This is a genomic window from Parafrankia sp. Ea1.12, from assembly GCF_900465275.1.
In the GTDB taxonomy this organism is placed as follows: domain Bacteria; phylum Actinomycetota; class Actinomycetes; order Frankiales; family Frankiaceae; genus Parafrankia; species Parafrankia soli.
Window position 1 is genome coordinate 1 of record NZ_UBIZ01000231.1, and the last position, 15,554, is coordinate 15,554.

The following is a 15,554-nucleotide window of genomic DNA, read 5'->3' on the forward strand; positions in this document are numbered from 1 at the left end:
TCGACCGTCGCGTCCGCGGCCTGGCCGATGACTTCGCCGGTCGTGGGGTTGATCGAGTCGACCGTCCGCTCGGTCTCGACAAGCTTTCCGTCGATCAGTAACCGCTTCACAGCCGCTCCTCGTTGATCGCGTGGGCTCCTGGTGGGCCACGGGGGCGCGCCGCTGCCGGTGCGCCGCGGCATGAGCGCCGGGAGCTTTAGTGTCACTACAATAGTGACACTAATTGGACCGTCAACCGGCTTGCGTCGCTCCCGCTGTCCCCGCCACTCCCACTGCCCGGCGTCCGGTCCCGCCCCGGCGCGACAGCCCGAGGAGCCGCCATGAGCCTTCCGGTCGACCAGCACACGGACGGGAGCGATCCAGCCCGGCAGACGCGCCGCTACGACAGCCCGGTGCGCCGGGCGCAGACCGCGCAGACGCGGGAGCGCATAGTCGCCGCCGGGACGGCGCTGGTCCACTCGTTCCCGACCTGGGACTGGCGAGGCCTGACGTTCCGCGCGGTCGCCGAGCGCGCCGGCGTGAGCAAGCGGACCGTGCACCGCTACTTCGCCACCGAGGGCGAGCTGCACGACGCCATCCTTCGCAACCTCGAGAAGGAGGCCGGGGTCGTCTACGAAGGCCTCGACCTGGACAACCTCGCCGACACCGCGGCCGGCGGGCTGGCGACCCTGGACCGCTTCGCCGCCTCGCCGGGCCTGAGCGGGGAAGCCGTCGAGCCCACCCGCGCCGCCGACCGCCGCCGGCGCGAGGCGCTCGCCCGCGCGGTCGCCCCGCCGACGGCGGAATGGACCGACACCCAGCGGCGGATGGCGGCCGCGATCCTGGACATCCTCTGGACCGGGCACGTCTACGAACGGCTGGTCACCGCCTGGAAGCTCGACCTGGACGCGGCGACGGGCGCGGTCACCTGGGCACTGGACCTGCTGGCGGACGGCATCCGCGAGGACCACCGGCCGCAGCCGCGACCGCCCGCGCGGTAACCCGGCTGGGTCAGGCGGGCCGCAGCCGGGTGGCCAGGCCGGCGACGGCCAGCCACACCTCGTCGGACTCGGCGGCGAGCCGTGCGTTGACCTGACCGAGGCGGTCGGCGAACAGCCGCCCGGCGGCGGTCGGCGCCACCGCCCCCGACCCGACCTCGTCCGTCACCGCCACCACCCGCCGGCGCGTGGCGCGCCAGGCCTCGACGAGCCGGTCGACCGCCGCGCCGAAGTCCGGATCGTCCAGCCGGGCCGCCACCCACAGCGAGACGCTGTCGACGAGCAGCGCCGGCCCGGGGGAGCGCAGCAGCGGCTCCAGCTCCTGGGTCTCCACGGTGTGCCACCGGGCCGGCCGGCGTTCCCGGTGGACGGCGACCCGCGCGGCCCACTCGGGATCGGACCCGTCCGGCGCCCACCCGGTGGCGACGTAGACGACCTCGGGCTCTGCCCGCAGCCAGTCCTCGGCCTGGGCGGACTTTCCCGACCGGGTGCCACCGGTGATCAGTACCCGGCGTGGCGCCGCCGTGCTGCCGTCCGGGAGGGCCCCGCCGGGTGGGATCTCCAGGACGCTGCCGTCCGGCGGAGCCTCGGCTCCGATGCGGGCGAGCCGTGCCGTCAGCTCGCCACCGGGCGGGTTGCGGTGGCTGAGGTGGACGGCGAGCACCCGGGTCGAGGGCACGACCGCGCCCAGGCCGCGCAGCTCGGCGACCAGCTCGGCGAAGTCCGGGAGGTCGAGATGCTCCCCGAACCCGGGCCGGTCGCCGTTGTTCTCCTCCAGCAGCACGACGTCGAACGCGCGGCCGGCCAGCGCGGCGAGCGTCGCGGGCGGCAGCGGCACGGCGGTGTCGCACCCGTACAGCAGGCGTGCCCCGTCCGGCGCGGTGACGTCGTAGAGCACCGCCGGCCCGATGCTGTCGTCACCGTGCCGGGCCGCCACCGGGCGGACCAGGTAACCCGGCCCGCCGGGCCTGTGGGGCTCGCCCGGCTCGGTGGGCTCGCCCGGCCCGCCGAGCTCGAGGTGATCGCCGGCGACGGCCGGGAGCAGGCGCAGCGGGGAGCCCTCGCCCGGCTCGGTGCCCTCCCAGCGACACAGGAAGGCCCGGCACACCTCCAGCGCGGCCGGCGGCGCGACGACGTCCAGCGGCTGGTCGGCGACGGTCGACCAGGACCGCCACATCAGCGCCTCCGGGCCGAGGTGGTCGGGATGGGCGTGCCCGACGAGGACGTGGCGCAGCCCCGCCAGGCTCACCCCGAACCGGGACGCCGCCCGCGGCACGTCCGGACCGAAGTCGATGAGCAGCCGGTCGTCGACGAGCACGGCCGTCTGGCCGCGGGGCTCGTGCGCCCGGGCCCATGCGCAGGAGGCGCACTCGCACCACGGGTTCGGCCATCCGTCGGCCGAGCCCGTACCCAGCAGCGTGAGCCGCACCGCGCCGGACCCCGGGCGATCAGGAGTGCGAGTGCGGGTGGCGCTTGCGCTCCCACAGCGTCATCAGCGTCAGGACCACGGCGAGCGCCGCGATCGCGCCGAAGGTGAGTAGGCAGGCGGCCCACCAGACCATTCCCCCGTCGTGGTGCTCGGTTGTCTCGGCGAGTACCGCCGCGGCGGTGTAGGCGGGTGTCACTGGTGCCTTCCTTTCTCCGGGCTGAACCGTGCTGCTCGTGTGTCACTCGCGGGTCTCGACGTTACCGACCTTCGGGTCGCCGGTGCCTTGCTCGTGGGCCGATCCACGGGCTGGCGCGGATCCGTCCCGTCCCGCGGTGGGTCGCGCCGCGGATGAGTTGCTCATCGCCAGCGGCGCGGGACGGCCTCGCGTCCGGTCCGGACGCGCTTTGATGGTGTGGTGGGCATTTCCCGGGGTCGGTGGTGGCCCCGGCTCGGTGGCCGAGGCCGCCGGACGTCGGGAAGGACGTGGACCGTGAGCTGGACCTGGCGGTATGAGGGAGAGGACGGCTCGGTCGTGGCGGTCGGCGGCGCGGACGGGTCGGAGTCGTTCACCAGCCAGGGGGACGCCGAGACGTGGATCGGCGAGACCTGGCGAGAGTTGCTGGATCTGGGCGTGACGCAGGTGAGTCTGCTGGAGGCGGGCCGGCGCGTCTACGGGCCGATGAGCCTGCGCCCGGTGACCTGAGGGCCGTCTCCCCGGCTGCCAGGCCGGCCCCTGCCCGCGGGTAGCAGAGCCCGCGGACCAAGTCCCACCGAACGGGCCCGAACGGGTTGACACCCCCTCGGCTAACAGTGTTAGCCTTACCTCGTTGGCTAACGTTGTTAGCCAACAATCGGAGCCCGAGAAGACAGGGGAGATCACAATGGCGAGCAGCGGCGCGAACCCGATCGGCGACACCCGGGACGACGACGCCCGGCACTACCGGCGGCCCAACTGGTTCACGAACACGTTCCTCAACCGCCCGGTCGCGCTGGTCACCCGGGCCGGGCTGAGCCTGTGGGGGAGCCGGGTGCTCGAGGTCCGCGGTCGCACGTCCGGCGAGACCCGGCGGTTGCCGGTGAACCTGCTCACGCTGGAGGGACGGCAGTACCTGGTCTCCGCGCGCGGGCACAGCCAGTGGGTCCGCAACGTGCGGGCCGCCGACGGCGAGCTGGCGCTCGTCGTGGGGCGCCGGCGGGTCCGCTACCGTGCGGCCGAGCTCGCCGGCGATGAGAAGATCCCGGTGCTGCGGGCGTACCTGAAGAAGTGGAAGGCGGAGGTCGGCGTGTTCTTCGACGGCGTGGGCCCGGAGTCGGCCGACGAGGAGCTGGGCCGGATCGCGCCGCGGCACCCGGTCTTCATCCTCGCCGCCGCCTGATGACGGACCTGCGGCTGCCGGCGGCGCCGCGGCCGGCGGACACGGGGCCACCTGCGGACACGGGACTGCCGGCGGACCCGCCGCGGCCGGCCGTGCCGGTTGAGCGGGTCGCGCTGCGCCCGACGCCGCCCACACGGTCGCCGCGGGTGACGGAGATCATCGGCGCGGCCCGGCGCCTGCTGGAGGACGAGGGCGTGGGGTCGCTCACGATGCGCCGGCTCGGCGAGGTGCTCGGCATCCGCGCGCCGTCGCTGTACAAGCATCTGCCGGGCAAGCACGCGGTCGAGGCGGCCCTGGTCGAGACCGCGCTGTGGGAGGCGGGGGACGCCCTGCACCGCGTGGTCGACGGGGCCGGCCCGGGCGACGTCGTCGGCCGGCTGCTGGCCGAGTACCGGCGGTACGCCCTGGCCCACCCCAACCTGTACCGGCTTACCGCGGTCGACCCGCTCGGGCGCGAGGGCCTGACGGCCGGCCTGGAGGACTGGTCGGGTGAGCCGTTCTACCGGGCCACCGGTGAGCCGTACGCGGCGCAGGCCCTGTGGGCCGCGGCGCACGGCGCGGTCGTGCTGGAGCTGGCGAACCGGTTCCTGCCCGGCTCGGACCTCGACCGGACGTGGGCGGCGCTGGCTGCGGCCTTCACCGCCCACTGAACCCCCGGGCGCCGCGCGGTGGCGGTCAGGCCTCCGGCTCGGTGGTCGCCACGCCGGCGAACACCTTGTCGATGCGGGCGAGCAGCTCCGGCTCCAGGACGACGCCGGCCGCCCTGACGTTGTCCTTGACCTGCTCGGGCCGGGAGGCGCCGACGATCGCGGACGCCACGTTGTCGTTCTGCAGGACCCAGGCGATGGCGAGCTGCGCCATCGTCAGGCCGGCCTCCGTGGCGATCGGGCGCAGGTGCTGCACGGCCGTCAGGACCTCGTCGGACATGAAACGGGCGATGAAGCCCGCGCCGGTCGCGCCGGTCGCCCGGCTGCCGGTGGGCGGCGGCTGCCCGGGCAGGTACTTGCCGGTCAGCACGCCCTGGGCGATCGGCGACCAGACGATCTGGGAGATGCCCAGCGTGCGGGAGGTCGGCACCACCTCGGCCTCGATGGTGCGCCACAGCATCGAGTACTGCGGCTGGTTGGAGATGATCCTGTCCAGGCCGAGCTCGGCGGCGATCCGCGCGGCGTCGGCGATCTGCGCCGCCGTCCACTCCGAGACGCCGACGTAGAGGACCTTGCCGGCGCGCACCAGGTCGTCGAAGGCGCGCAGCGTCTCCTCCAGCGGGACCGTCGGGTCGTAGCGGTGGGCCTGGTAGAGGTCGATGTGGTCGGTGCCGAGCCGGCGCAGCGAGTTGTGCGCGGACTCGATGATGTGCTTGCGCCCCAGGCCCTTGTCGTTCTCGCCGGGGCCGGTCGGCCAGAAGACCTTGGTGAACAGCTCGTAGGACTCCCGGCGGACCCCGGCCAGGGCCTCGCCGAGAACCGACTCGGCGCGGGTCTGGGCGTACACGTCGGCCGTGTCGAACGTGGTGATTCCCTCGTCGAGCGCAGCGTGCACGCAGGCCTTCGCCGTGTCGGCCTCGATCTGGTCACCGTGGGTGATCCAGTTGCCGTAGGAGATCTCGCTGACGGACAGTCCACTCCGCCCGAGGCGTCGATGCTTCACACCGGAACACTACGCACCAGCTCCCGGGCCCGGCCAACGTCCGGCCGTGCCTCGTAGTGCCCACCGCCGAGCCGCGAGCCGCCGGTCGCGAGCGACAGCTGTCGGCCGTCAGCTGTCGCCGCGGGACACCCGGGGGCGGGGCATCCGCCAGCGGCGCGGCAGCAGGGCCCGCTGCGCGGCGTAGGCACGCACGCGGACGCTGGAGTCCGGGTACTTCTCGGCCACCCGCCGGCTCACCTGCCGCGACAGCACGATCGAGTCGGCGACCACGGCAACGATCCCGAGCAGCATGACGTAGGTGGCGACGAGCCGGACGTAGGAGTTCGGCACCAGCCCGCCGACGAAGTACACCACCGCCGCGGCCAGGAAGAACGGGCCGATGTTGATCCGGGTGTCGACGAAGTCCCGGGCCAGGACGCGTTCCGGCGCCCGCTCGCGGGGCGGCAGGCGGCTGACGTCGCCGGCCATCATCGCGGCGCGGTACTGCTGGCTCTGCGCCCGCCGGTCCTCCCGCTCGATCTTGCGGGCGTCCTTGCGGTTCGCCGGGGTGCGCACCGCGCCGCCGCGGGTCCGCGCGGCGCGTGCCTCGGACCGCTTCGGGGTTGGCCGGCCCTTGCCGGCGGTGACCCGGGCGCTCGCGCCGGCGTCACCGTCGGCCTGGTCGACCGCGCCGGCGGACGGCTCCTCGTTCTCCGGGCCGGGCGCGGGCTCGGGGCTCCGCTTCTTCAGCAGCGCCATCAGGGCAGGGTCAACATCTGGTCTAGGGCCTTCCGGGAATAGGTCGCGACCTCGGGGTCGACGGTGATGCGGTTGACGGTCTCACCGCGCGCGAGCGCCTCGAGCGCCCACACCAGGTGCGGCATGTCGATGCGGTTCATCGTGGAGCAGAAGCACACCGTACGGTCGAGAAAGACGATCGTCTTGTCAGGATGGCGGTTCGCCAGCCGTTGTACCAGGTTCAGCTCGGTTCCCACGGCGAATGACGACCCGGGCGGGGCCTCGTCCACGACCTTGATGATGTACTCGGTGGAACCGACCAGGTCAGCGGCGCTCACGACCTCGCGCCGGCATTCCGGGTGCACCAGGACCTGTACCCCCGGCACCCGCTCGCGCACCTCGTCCACGCATTCCCGGGTGAACCGCCCGTGCACCGAGCAGTGCCCGCGCCACAGGATCATGCGTGCGTCGCGCAGCTGCGCGCGGCTCAGACCGCCGCCGGGCCGCCGCGGGTCGTAGACCACGCAGTCGGCCTCGGACATGCCCAGCTTGTCGATCGCGGTGTTGCGGCCCAGGTGCTGGTCCGGCAGGAAGATCACCCGCTGGCCGCCCCGCTCGCCGAAGGCCCAGTCCAGAGCCCGCTCGGCGTTCGACGAGGTGCAGATCGTGCCGCCGTGGCGGCCGGTGAACGCCTTGATCGCCGCCGAGGAGTTCATGTAGCTGACCGGCACCGTGCCGGTGGCGACGCCGGCGTCGAGGAGGTCGTCCCAGGCCTGCTCGACCTGCTCGGCGGTGGCCATGTCGGCCATCGAGCAGCCGGCGGCCAGGTCGGGGAGGATCACCCGCTGGTGGTCGGCGGTGAGGATGTCGGCGCTCTCGGCCATGAAGTGCACGCCGCAGAACACGATCGCGCTCGCCGCCGGCCGGGCGGCGGCCTGCTGGGCGAGCTTGAAGGAGTCCCCGGTCACATCCGCGAAGGCGATGACGTCGTCACGCTGGTAGTGGTGGCCCAGGATGAAGACGTCGTCGCCGAGCGCGGCCTTGGCGGCGGCGGCCCGCCTGGCGAGGTCGGGATCAGCGGCCGGGGGGAGATCGCCGGGGCACTCCACGCCCCGTTCGCTCCCCGGGTCGGCGTCGCGCCCGAGCAGGAGCATGGCGAGCGGTGAGGCGGTGACGCCCAGGCGTTCCAGGGCCGGGTTGGTGGTCATGTCCGCTCCTTCGGGCGACCGACCGGGGGCCCGGTCGCCTCGCTCGCTGCTCGTGGCCTCGCTGTGGGCCGCCTGCTAATGGTCGTTCAGACTCTAACTCCGGAACGCCTGGTCTGCGCGAACTTGGTCCGGTCGGGCCCCGGGGGCCTGGTCCGGTCGGGCCCCGGATGGCGGACGGATGTCACTTGCGCGTCGTGGCCGACCCGCGAGTCGCTGGCTACGATGGGAAGCGGATCCTGCCTCGCGGTGTTGAGCAGGAACGGCGGCACAGCAGGTGCCGCCCGTGGGGAGCCGTCGCCCGTTGGCGTCTCCTCGCGTAAGCCGCCTTGGGTACCAGCAAGCCTGGTGAACCAGGCACGTCCACAAGGGCAGGGAGCAGCCCCTATGACCGTGCAGGACACAACCGAGACCGAGACCAGGCCGAGCAGCGTCGTTCTCACCGACACGGCCGCCGGCAAGGTGAAGACCCTGCTCGAGCAGGAGGGGAGGGATGACCTCCAGCTCCGGATCGCCGTGCAGCCCGGCGGCTGCTCTGGCATGCGCTACCAGCTCTTCTTTGACGAGCGCCAGCTCGACGGCGACACGGTGCTCGACTTCTCGGGGGTCAAGGTGGCCGTCGACCGGATGAGCTACCCCTACCTCGGCGGCGCGACGATCGACTTCGTCGACACGATCGAGAAGCAGGGCTTCACGATCGACAACCCGAACGCGCAGGGCTCCTGCGCGTGTGGCGACTCCTTCCACTGATCGGGCGCGGGCGGGCGCGGGCCGTCCCGGTGGGCCGCGTCTCGTCTCCGGTCGGCGGGGGAGGTAGCTGATCCCTCGATACGGAACCCGGTGTGGTGCTTCTTGCCACACCGGGTTCCGCCATTTCCGCCCCTGTTCCGAACGCCCGCCCCTCTTCCGAAACGGTCGAAGGTCGGACGCAGGGTCACTGTGGGGCGACGTCCCTCCGGGGTGCGCGGGGGCTGCCGGTAGGCTGCTCCATCGTGCGTATTGCCGTGACTGGTTCCATCGCCACCGACCACCTCATGCGCTTTCCCGGGCGGTTCGCCGAGCAGCTGCTCGCCGACCAGCTCGAGCGGGTCTCGCTGTCGTTCCTCGTGGACGAGCTCATGATCCGCCGCGGTGGGGTCGCCGCGAACATCTCCTTCGGTCTGGGGCGCCTCGGCCTGCACCCGATCCTGGTGGGAGCGGTCGGGGAGGACTTCGCCGACTACCGCTCCTGGCTCGACCGGCATGGTGTCGACACCGCGTCGGTCTGGGTGAGTGAGATCGCGCACACCGCCCGCTTCGTGTGCACCACGGACAACGACCTCTGCCAGATCGCGTCCTTCTACCCGGGCGCGATGAGCGAGGCGGCCAGCATCGAGCTGCGCCCGGTCGCGGAGCGCCTGGGCGGGCTCGACCTGGTGGTGATCAGCCCCAACGACCCGCAGGCGATGGTCCGGCACACCGAGGAGTGCCGCGAGCGCGGATACTCCTTCGCGGCCGACCCGTCCCAGCAGCTCGCCCGGATGGAGGGCGACGACATCCGTTCGCTGATCGACGGCGCGGCCTACCTGTTCTGCAACGAGTACGAGAAGGCTCTGCTCGCGTCGAAGACCGGGTGGAACGACGAGGAGATCCTCGGCCGGGTCGGCGTGCGCGTCACCACCCTGGGCAAGGACGGCGTCGTCATCGAGGCGCCCGGCGCCGCGGCGGTCAAGGTGCCGGTGGTCCCGGCGCGCTGCACCCCCGACCCCACCGGGGTGGGGGACGCCTTCCGGGCCGGGTTCCTCGCCGGGCTGTCCTGGGAGCTGTCGCACGAGCGGTCCGCGCAGGTGGGATGCCTGCTGGCGACCCTGGTGCTCGAGACGGTCGGCACCCAGGAGTACAGCGCCGATCAGGACGACATCGTGAAGCGCCTCACCGAGGCCTACGGCCCGGAGGCGGCCGCGGAGGTCGCCGCGCGCCTGCAGGCGTTCTGACCCAGGTGTCTCAACCCAGGCGGCGGACGAGGTAGGAGCCCGGCCCAGCGCCGGGTGCGGCGGTGAGCAGGTCGTGGCCCCGCATCCGGCACCAGGCGGCCACGTCGGCCGCGGCGGCCGGGTCGTCGGCGAGCAGCTCGATGATCTCGCCCACATCGACGTCGCCGATCCGCCGCGCGAGCTCGATGATCGGGATGGGGCAGCGCCGTCCGCGCGCGTCCACGACCGCCACCGGCGAGCCGTCGTTCACAGGCCTGCCGCCCCGGCGCGCTCGCGGACGGCGCGCACGGCGGGCGGCAGCGCGTCGAGCAGCGCCTCCAGGTCGGCGTCGGTGGAGTCCCGCCCGAACGACACGCGGAGGTTGCCGTGGGTCAGCGCGCCCATCGCCACCAGGACGTGGCTGGGCGTCAGGGTGTCCGAGGTGCAGCTCGACCCGGAGCTGACGGCGATGCCGGCACGGTCGAGCTCGTCCAGGAGTGCCTCGCCCGCGACGTAAAGGCATGAGAAGGCCACGATGTGCGGCACTCCCACCGCCGGGTCGGCGCCGCCGGGGCCGAGCAGCTCGACGTCCTCGACGAGCTCCGGCAGGCGCCGGCGGAGGCGCTCGGTGTAGCCGGCGAGCCGGGGCGCCTCCGCGTCGATCTCGGTGGCGCGCACGGCGAGCGCGGCAGCCGTGGCGACGACGGCGGGAACGTTCGGGAAGCCGGGAACCCGCCCGTGCTCCCGCTCGTCCGCCGGCAGCGGGTTGGCCCACCTGGTGCCCGTGCGGACGGCGAGGATGCCCACCCCGGGCGGCCCGCCGAACTTGTGCGCGCTCGCGGTGAGCAGGTCCGCGCCCAGCGCGGCGAGGTCGACGGGAACCCGCCCGACCGTCGTCGCCGCGTCGGTGAGCAGCGGCACCCCGCGCCGGCGCAGCGCCCGCGCGACCGCCGCGACCGGCTGGACGGTGCCCACCTCGTGGTTGGCGTGCTGCAGGGCGGCCACGGCCGTTCCCGGGTGGGCGTCGAGCGCGGCCTCGAACGCGGCCGGGTCGGCGCGGCCGAGGCCGTCCACACCGATCGTGACGACCTCGCCGCCGGCACGTTCGTGGCGCTGCGCGGCGTGCAGGACGCTGGAGTGTTCCACGGCACTGACCACAACCACCCGCCCGGCGCGGCGGCGGGCGGCGGCGGTGCCGAGCAGCGCCTGGTGCGCCGCGGCCGTCCCGCTCGCGGTGAAGCTGATCTCGCTGGTCCGGGCGCCGAGGACGCCGGCGACGGTCTCCCGGGCGGCGTCGAGGAGCATCCGCGCGCGGCGGCCCTCGCGGTAGAGCCGTGCGGGGTCGGCCCAGCCGTCGTCGAGCGCGGCGAGCAGGGCCTCCCGGGCGACCGGATGCAGCGGCGTGGTCGACGCGTGGTCGAGATAGGCCGGCACGAGAGTGACGCTACGCCCGTCCCGGAGCAGCTGGCCGGACGTTGCGGGGCCGCGTGGGGGCATTCGCGCAGCCAGGCGGGGCGGCGGGGAAAGGGCTTGCGGGGTGCCGCGAACAATGCGGGTGGCGGATACGCCCGCCGGGAGCTGGAACGCGCCCACGGCGCGCCCGCCGATCTGCCCGGATCAAGGGCTCTCCGGCCCGTCCAGGATGCCCCGCGGGTCGTGTCTCACAGCTCCGGACGGGGCCTGCGGCGAGAAGCTCGTCCGCTGCTGGGATACGCTGCTGCCGCACCATCTACAGCGTGTCGAAGACAGTCGGAAGACGAAGCAGCGAGGCCGGTTGGACCGGCCGGCCCGCGAAGCGTTTACGCGGTCACGAGGCGGTGGCGGGGCTCAGATCTCCTCCGCCGGCCGCGCGGCCGCTAGTCGTGGGAGGCAGGACCTGGTGAGGAGATCCTTCGGTCGGACCCGGCCGTCGCTCGCGGATGTCGAGGACACGCCGATGGCCCCGGCTGACACCGCGGACGCGGACGCGTCGCCGAGCCGTCGGGTTGGGCACCGACGGCCGCGCCGGCGCCGCGTCAATGCGCGCCTGGGCGCCACGCTGGTGGCCGTCGGCCTGCTGGCGACCGCCTGCGACGTCCCCAATTTCGGATTCCCGGACGGTGTGACCAACCACACCCCGCGGATCCTGAACATGTGGCAGGGCTCGGTGATCGCCGCCCTGGCCGTCGGTGTGTTCGTGTGGGCCCTGATCTTCTACGCGGTCGTCGTGTTCCGGAAGCGCAGTGACGTTCTGCCGCGCCAGGTCCGGTACAACCTTCCCGTCGAGATCCTTTACACCGTCGTGCCAGTCGTGATCGTGGCGGGCCTGTTCTACTACACCGCTCGCGACGAGTCCGAGATCACCAAGCTCTCGGACAAGCCCGACGTGACGGTGAACGTCATCGGTTTCCGGTGGAACTGGCAGTTCCAGTACCTGGACACCGGCAAGACCCCCGGCAGCAACCAGGTCGAGGTCACCGGTCGTCCCGGCGAGGCGCCGGTGCTCGTCCTGCCCGAGGGCCGGTCCGTCCGGTTCGTGCTGACGTCACCGGACGTGATCCACTCGTTCTGGGTGCCCGAGTTCCTGTTCAAGCGGGACGTCGTCCCCGGGCGGGTCAACCAGTTCGAGCTCACCGCCACGAAGACCGGGACGTTCGTCGGGCGATGCGCCGAGCTGTGCGGCACCGACCACGACCGGATGACGTTCTACGTCAAGGTCGTGCCGGGTGCCGAGTACGACCGCTTCATCGAGGAACGGGAGAGCGCCGCGATCAGCGCGTCGCCGTCCTCCGGCGTCACCACCGGGAGTGTCCAGTGACCCTTCTGCACGAGTCGCCCGCCGGGCCGGCCGGGCACGCCCATGAGCCGGTGAACCATGAGAAGCCGGCGATCGCGAACCTGCTCGGGTACCTGAGGACGACGTCCCACAAGGACATCGCGATCATGTACTTCCTGACGTCGTTCGCGTTCTTCGTCATCGCCGGCATCCTCGCGGTCTTCATCCGTGGCGAGCTGGCCCGCCCGGGGCTGCAGTACTTCTCCAACGACCAGTACAACCAGTTCTTCACCATGCACGGCACGCTGATGCTGCTGATGTTCGCGACGCCGCTGGCGTTCGCGTTCGCCAACTACCTCGTGCCGCTGCAGATCGGCTCGCCGGACGTCGCGTTCCCGCGGCTGAACGCGCTGTCGTACTGGCTGTTCCTGTTCGGCAGCCTCACCGTGTTCGCCGGGTTCCTGAGCCCGGGCGGTGCGGCCTCGTTCGGCTGGTTCGCCTACGCGCCGCTGAGTAACCAGCTGTACTCGCCCGGGGTCGGCTCCGACCTGTGGGTGCTCGGCCTGACGGTGCAGGGGCTCGGCACGATCCTCGGTGCCGTCAACTTCATCACCACGATCCTGTGCCTGCGCGCCCCCGGCATGACGATGTTCCGGATGCCGATCTTCTGCTGGAACCTGCTGGTCACCTCGATCCTGGTGCTGGTGGCGTTCCCGGTGCTGGCGGCCGCGCTGCTGGCGCTCGCGGCGGACCGAAGGTTCGGGGCCCACATCTTCGACGCCGAGAACGGCGGTGCGATGCTGTGGCAGCACCTGTTCTGGTTCTTCGGGCATCCCGAGGTCTACATCATCGCCCTGCCGTTCTTCGGGATCGTCACCGAGATCATCCCGGTGTTCTCCCGCAAGCCGCTGTTCGGCTACAAGGGCCTGGTGTTCGCCACCATCAGCATCGGTGCCCTCTCCGTCGCGGTGTGGGCGCACCACATGTTCGTCACCGGCGCGGTGCTGCTGCCCTTCTTCGCCTTCCTGTCGTTCCTGATCGCGGTGCCCACCGGGATCAAGTTCTTCAACTGGATCGGCACGATGTGGCGCGGGCAGATCAGCTTCGAGGCGCCGATGCTGTTCGCGGTCGGCTTCCTGGTGACGTTCCTGTTCGGTGGTCTCACCGGCGTGCTGCTGGCCAGCCCGCCGATCGACTTCCACGTCAGTGACAGCTACTTCGTGGTCGGACACTTCCACTACGTCGTCGCCGGCCTGATGTTCGCGGCCTTCGCGGGTGTCTACTTCTGGTTCCCGAAGGTCACCGGCCGGATGCTGAACGAGAAGCTGGCCAAGCTGCACTTCTGGACGCTGTTCCTGGGTTTCAACGCCACCTTCCTGGTGTTCCACTGGCTGGGCACCCAGGGCATGCCCCGGCGGTTCGCCGACTACGGCCCGAACGACGGCTTCACCAACCTGAACACCCTCGCGACGGCGGGCTCGTTCCTGATGGGCCTGTCCACGCTGCCGCTGCTGTACAACCTGTGGTACTCGTACCGCAAGGGCCCGATCGCCGCGGTCGACGACCCGTGGGGCTACTCCAACTCGCTGGAGTGGGCGACGTCCTGCCCGCCGCCCCGGCACAACTTCCGGTCGCTGCCGCGCATCCGCTCCGAGCGACCCGCGTTCGACCTGCACTACCCGGCGGTCGTCGGTAGGGCGGATTACCACGCCACACCGGAACTCGGTCAGGGAGCCGCGCGATGAAGGTAGAAGGCTTCATCTTCAACTTCTTCGGCTTCTTCGCCGGAGCGATGGCCCTGGTCTACTGGTTCTGGGCGAAGGACCCGACCGGGACGGCGGCGCTCACCCTGTGCGCGGGCATGGGCTTCCTCGTCGGCGGCTACCTGGTCTTCACCGGCCGGCGGATCGGCATGCGCCCGCAGGACCTGCCGGACGCGGAGGTCGCCGACGGTGTCGGGGAGCTCGGGCACTTCACCCCGGGCAGCTACTACCCGTTCTTTCTCGCGGCGAGTGCCGCGGTGGCCGCGATGGGGCTGGCCTTCGGTATCTGGATGACCATCCTCGGCGCGGTCCTGACGTTCACCTTCGCCGTGTGCCTGGTGATGGAGAACTTCTGGAACCCGCCGATTCCCGAGGACTGATCGGTACCACCGGTCCGCGCCGCCAACCGGCGGCGCGGACGCGTCAGGGGCCGCGGTTCCAGGTGATGACCTGGAACCGCGGCCCCTGAGTCGTTTTCGGGCGGGTGGGGACGGCCCTGACGGGGCCCTGCTAGACGGAGCCGCTCAAGCCCCGGGCCGTCGCCGCGAGCTGGCTGGCCTCGGCCCAGCGGCTCAGCGCAGCCGCGGCGGCACCGGAGTCGACGGCCTCGGTGGCGCGCCCGAGCTGGGCCGCGATCTGCTCGGCCACCAGGGCGTCGGTGGGGCCGTCCACCGCGACCAGGGTCGCGGCCGCGGCGAGCAGCACCGCGTCGCGGACCGGCCCGGTCTCCCCGCGCAGCACGGCCCGGGCCACGGAAGCGTTGTAGGCGGCGTCCGCGCCCCGCAGCGCGGTCGTGTCCGGCCGGGCGAGGCCGAGGTCGCGAGGGTCGAAGTGCTCCGAACGAACCCGGGAGCGGCGCACCGCCGCGGCCTCCGACGCGCTCCCGGCCACGGAGCCGGCCGTGGAACCCGGCGTGCGGCTGGACGTGGGGTCGGGCGCCTGGACGACCCACACGGTCGACGTGGTGGCCGTGGTGAGTTCGTCCAGTCCGTCGTCGCCGCGGAAGACGAGGCCCCGGGTTCCCCGCTCGGCGAGCACGTCGGCGACGACCGGGGCCAGCCGCGCGTCGGCCACACCGATCGTCTGGGCGCCCGGCCGCGCCGGGTTCGCCAGCGGGCCGAGGATGTTGAACGCGGTCTGCACCCCCAGCTCCTTGCGGGTGGCGCCGACGTGCCGCATCGCCGGGTGGAAGACCGGGGCGAAGCAGAAGGCGATCCCCGCGGCGGCCAGGCACGCCTCCACTCCGGCCGGCGGCAGGTCAATGACAATGCCGAGCTCGGCCAGCACGTCGGCCGACCCGCTCGCCGACGACGCCGCGCGGTTGCCGTGCTTGACCACGGTGACCCCGGCGCCGGCCGCCACGATCGCGGCCATGGTCGACAGGTTCACGGTGTTCGAGCGGTCGCCGCCGGTTCCGCAGGTGTCGACCGCGGCGGCGCGCAGCTCCTCGCTGAGGGTGAGCGGCTCGGCGAAGCCGAGCATCGTGCGGACCAGCCCGCCGATCTCCTGGGCGGTCTCACCCTTGGCCCGCAGCGCCACCACGAAGCCGGCGATCTGGGACGGCGTCGCCAGCCCGCCCATGATCTGCTCCATGGCCCACGCCGTCCGGCCGGCGGTCAGCGCCTGCCCGGCGATCAGGTCGGTGATCAGATCCGGCCAGCTCTCGGCGGTGGCCCGGGCCCTCCCGGCAGCGGTGACGCCCGGGGAGGGGGACTCGGCCGGGGAAGAGG

17 protein-coding genes are annotated in these 15,554 nt (G+C 72.6%); 9 read left to right on the forward strand and 8 right to left on the reverse strand.

The features are described 5' to 3' along the window. Positions 1–320 precede the first annotated feature (320 nt). Positions 321–980, forward strand: coding sequence for a TetR/AcrR family transcriptional regulator (locus tag FMEAI12_RS09040; protein ID WP_112105670.1), 660 nt, complete (start codon positions 321–323; stop codon positions 978–980). A 10-nt stretch (positions 981–990) separates the two neighbouring features. Here FMEAI12_RS09040 and FMEAI12_RS09045 read toward each other — a convergent pair whose 3' ends face one another. Together FMEAI12_RS09045 and FMEAI12_RS37075 are read right to left on the reverse strand one after the other, a co-directional pair. Then, positions 991–2,406, reverse strand: coding sequence for a bifunctional adenosylcobinamide kinase/adenosylcobinamide-phosphate guanylyltransferase (locus FMEAI12_RS09045; RefSeq protein WP_112105671.1), 1,416 nt, complete (start codon positions 2,404–2,406; stop codon positions 991–993). 19 nt (positions 2,407–2,425) lie between these two features. Next, on the reverse strand, positions 2,426–2,602 hold the full coding sequence (locus FMEAI12_RS37075; protein ID WP_165938622.1) for a hypothetical protein: 177 nt from the start codon (positions 2,600–2,602) through the stop codon (positions 2,426–2,428). A gap of 294 nt (positions 2,603–2,896) precedes the next feature. Between FMEAI12_RS37075 and FMEAI12_RS09050 the strand changes: the two genes are divergently transcribed. The 3 genes from FMEAI12_RS09050 (at position 2,897) to FMEAI12_RS09060 (ending at position 4,432) form a co-directional block, all read left to right on the forward strand. Beyond that, positions 2,897–3,109 (forward strand): hypothetical protein, encoded by a 213-nt coding sequence (locus tag FMEAI12_RS09050; protein ID WP_020459398.1) that lies wholly within the window; start codon positions 2,897–2,899, stop codon positions 3,107–3,109. Between the two features lie 178 nt (positions 3,110–3,287). After that, entirely contained in the window at positions 3,288–3,782 is a 495-nt protein-coding gene (locus tag FMEAI12_RS09055; RefSeq protein WP_071061964.1) for a nitroreductase/quinone reductase family protein, read from the forward strand. Beyond that, a complete protein-coding gene (locus tag FMEAI12_RS09060; protein WP_071061962.1) occupies positions 3,782–4,432 on the forward strand; it encodes a TetR/AcrR family transcriptional regulator in 651 nt (216 codons plus the stop codon). The genes FMEAI12_RS09055 and FMEAI12_RS09060 overlap by 1 nt, the downstream gene beginning before the upstream one ends. A gap of 25 nt (positions 4,433–4,457) precedes the next feature. Here FMEAI12_RS09060 and FMEAI12_RS09065 read toward each other — a convergent pair whose 3' ends face one another. From FMEAI12_RS09065 to nadA, 3 genes are all read right to left on the reverse strand, one after another. Next, positions 4,458–5,432, reverse strand: a complete 975-nt coding sequence (locus FMEAI12_RS09065; RefSeq protein WP_112105672.1) for an aldo/keto reductase family protein — start codon at positions 5,430–5,432, stop codon at positions 4,458–4,460. Positions 5,433–5,540: 108 nt separating this feature from the next. Continuing rightward, positions 5,541–6,170, reverse strand: a complete 630-nt coding sequence (locus FMEAI12_RS09070; protein ID WP_071061957.1) for a DUF3043 domain-containing protein — start codon at positions 6,168–6,170, stop codon at positions 5,541–5,543. Beyond that, complete coding sequence (gene nadA, locus FMEAI12_RS09075; protein WP_112105673.1) at positions 6,170–7,357, reverse strand: quinolinate synthase NadA; 1,188 nt, start codon at positions 7,355–7,357, stop codon at positions 6,170–6,172. The genes FMEAI12_RS09070 and nadA overlap by 1 nt, the downstream gene beginning before the upstream one ends. A gap of 384 nt (positions 7,358–7,741) precedes the next feature. Here nadA and erpA point away from each other — a divergent pair, with 384 nt between their 5' ends. Together erpA and FMEAI12_RS09085 are read left to right on the forward strand one after the other, a co-directional pair. After that, positions 7,742–8,104, forward strand: coding sequence for an iron-sulfur cluster insertion protein ErpA (gene erpA / locus FMEAI12_RS09080; protein WP_020459404.1), 363 nt, complete (start codon positions 7,742–7,744; stop codon positions 8,102–8,104). A gap of 242 nt (positions 8,105–8,346) precedes the next feature. Beyond that, the gene (locus tag FMEAI12_RS09085) at positions 8,347–9,327 is read left to right on the forward strand and encodes a carbohydrate kinase family protein (protein WP_071061952.1); all 981 of its coding nucleotides are present in this window, start codon (positions 8,347–8,349) and stop codon (positions 9,325–9,327) included. A 10-nt stretch (positions 9,328–9,337) separates the two neighbouring features. Here the strand turns inward: FMEAI12_RS09085 and FMEAI12_RS09090 are convergent, their stop codons facing one another. Both FMEAI12_RS09090 and FMEAI12_RS09095 read right to left on the reverse strand, forming a co-directional pair. Next, on the reverse strand, positions 9,338–9,577 hold the full coding sequence (locus tag FMEAI12_RS09090) for a sulfurtransferase TusA family protein (RefSeq protein WP_112105674.1): 240 nt from the start codon (positions 9,575–9,577) through the stop codon (positions 9,338–9,340). Continuing rightward, complete coding sequence (locus FMEAI12_RS09095; protein WP_112105675.1) at positions 9,574–10,740, reverse strand: cysteine desulfurase family protein; 1,167 nt, start codon at positions 10,738–10,740, stop codon at positions 9,574–9,576. The genes FMEAI12_RS09090 and FMEAI12_RS09095 overlap by 4 nt, the downstream gene beginning before the upstream one ends. A 445-nt stretch (positions 10,741–11,185) precedes the next feature. Between FMEAI12_RS09095 and coxB the strand changes: the two genes are divergently transcribed. From coxB to FMEAI12_RS09110, 3 genes are read left to right on the forward strand one after another with little or no spacing between them, the layout of a single operon-like run. Then, the gene (gene coxB / locus FMEAI12_RS09100) at positions 11,186–12,103 is read left to right on the forward strand and encodes a cytochrome c oxidase subunit II (RefSeq protein ID WP_235013841.1); all 918 of its coding nucleotides are present in this window, start codon (positions 11,186–11,188) and stop codon (positions 12,101–12,103) included. Beyond that, positions 12,100–13,806 carry a cytochrome c oxidase subunit I gene (ctaD, locus tag FMEAI12_RS09105; RefSeq protein WP_071061944.1) on the forward strand — a complete coding sequence of 569 codons (1,707 nt, stop codon included), beginning with the start codon at positions 12,100–12,102 and terminating at the stop codon, positions 13,804–13,806. Before coxB ends, ctaD begins: the two co-directional genes overlap by 4 nt. Beyond that, positions 13,803–14,204 carry a cytochrome c oxidase subunit 4 gene (locus FMEAI12_RS09110; RefSeq protein WP_020459410.1) on the forward strand — a complete coding sequence of 134 codons (402 nt, stop codon included), beginning with the start codon at positions 13,803–13,805 and terminating at the stop codon, positions 14,202–14,204. Before ctaD ends, FMEAI12_RS09110 begins: the two co-directional genes overlap by 4 nt. 130 nt (positions 14,205–14,334) lie before the next feature. Here the strand turns inward: FMEAI12_RS09110 and trpD are convergent, their stop codons facing one another. Further along, positions 14,335–15,474, reverse strand: a complete 1,140-nt coding sequence (gene trpD / locus FMEAI12_RS09115) for an anthranilate phosphoribosyltransferase (RefSeq protein ID WP_112105676.1) — start codon at positions 15,472–15,474, stop codon at positions 14,335–14,337. Positions 15,475–15,554 lie beyond the last annotated feature (80 nt).

Bases quoted from the DNA above. Each gene is read 5' to 3' on its own strand.
- FMEAI12_RS09040 (WP_112105670.1), top strand. From the start codon at position 321: ATGAGCCTTCCGGTCGACCAGCACACGGACGGGAGCGATCCAGCCCGG.
- FMEAI12_RS09055 (WP_071061964.1), top strand. From the start codon at position 3,288: ATGGCGAGCAGCGGCGCGAACCCGATCGGCGACACCCGGGACGACGAC.
- FMEAI12_RS09060 (WP_071061962.1), top strand. From the start codon at position 3,782: ATGACGGACCTGCGGCTGCCGGCGGCGCCGCGGCCGGCGGACACGGGG.
- FMEAI12_RS09070 (WP_071061957.1), bottom strand. From the start codon at position 6,170: ATGGCGCTGCTGAAGAAGCGGAGCCCCGAGCCCGCGCCCGGCCCGGAG.
- nadA (WP_112105673.1), bottom strand. From the start codon at position 7,357: ATGACCACCAACCCGGCCCTGGAACGCCTGGGCGTCACCGCCTCACCG.
- erpA (WP_020459404.1), top strand. From the start codon at position 7,742: ATGACCGTGCAGGACACAACCGAGACCGAGACCAGGCCGAGCAGCGTC.
- FMEAI12_RS09110 (WP_020459410.1), top strand. From the start codon at position 13,803: ATGAAGGTAGAAGGCTTCATCTTCAACTTCTTCGGCTTCTTCGCCGGA.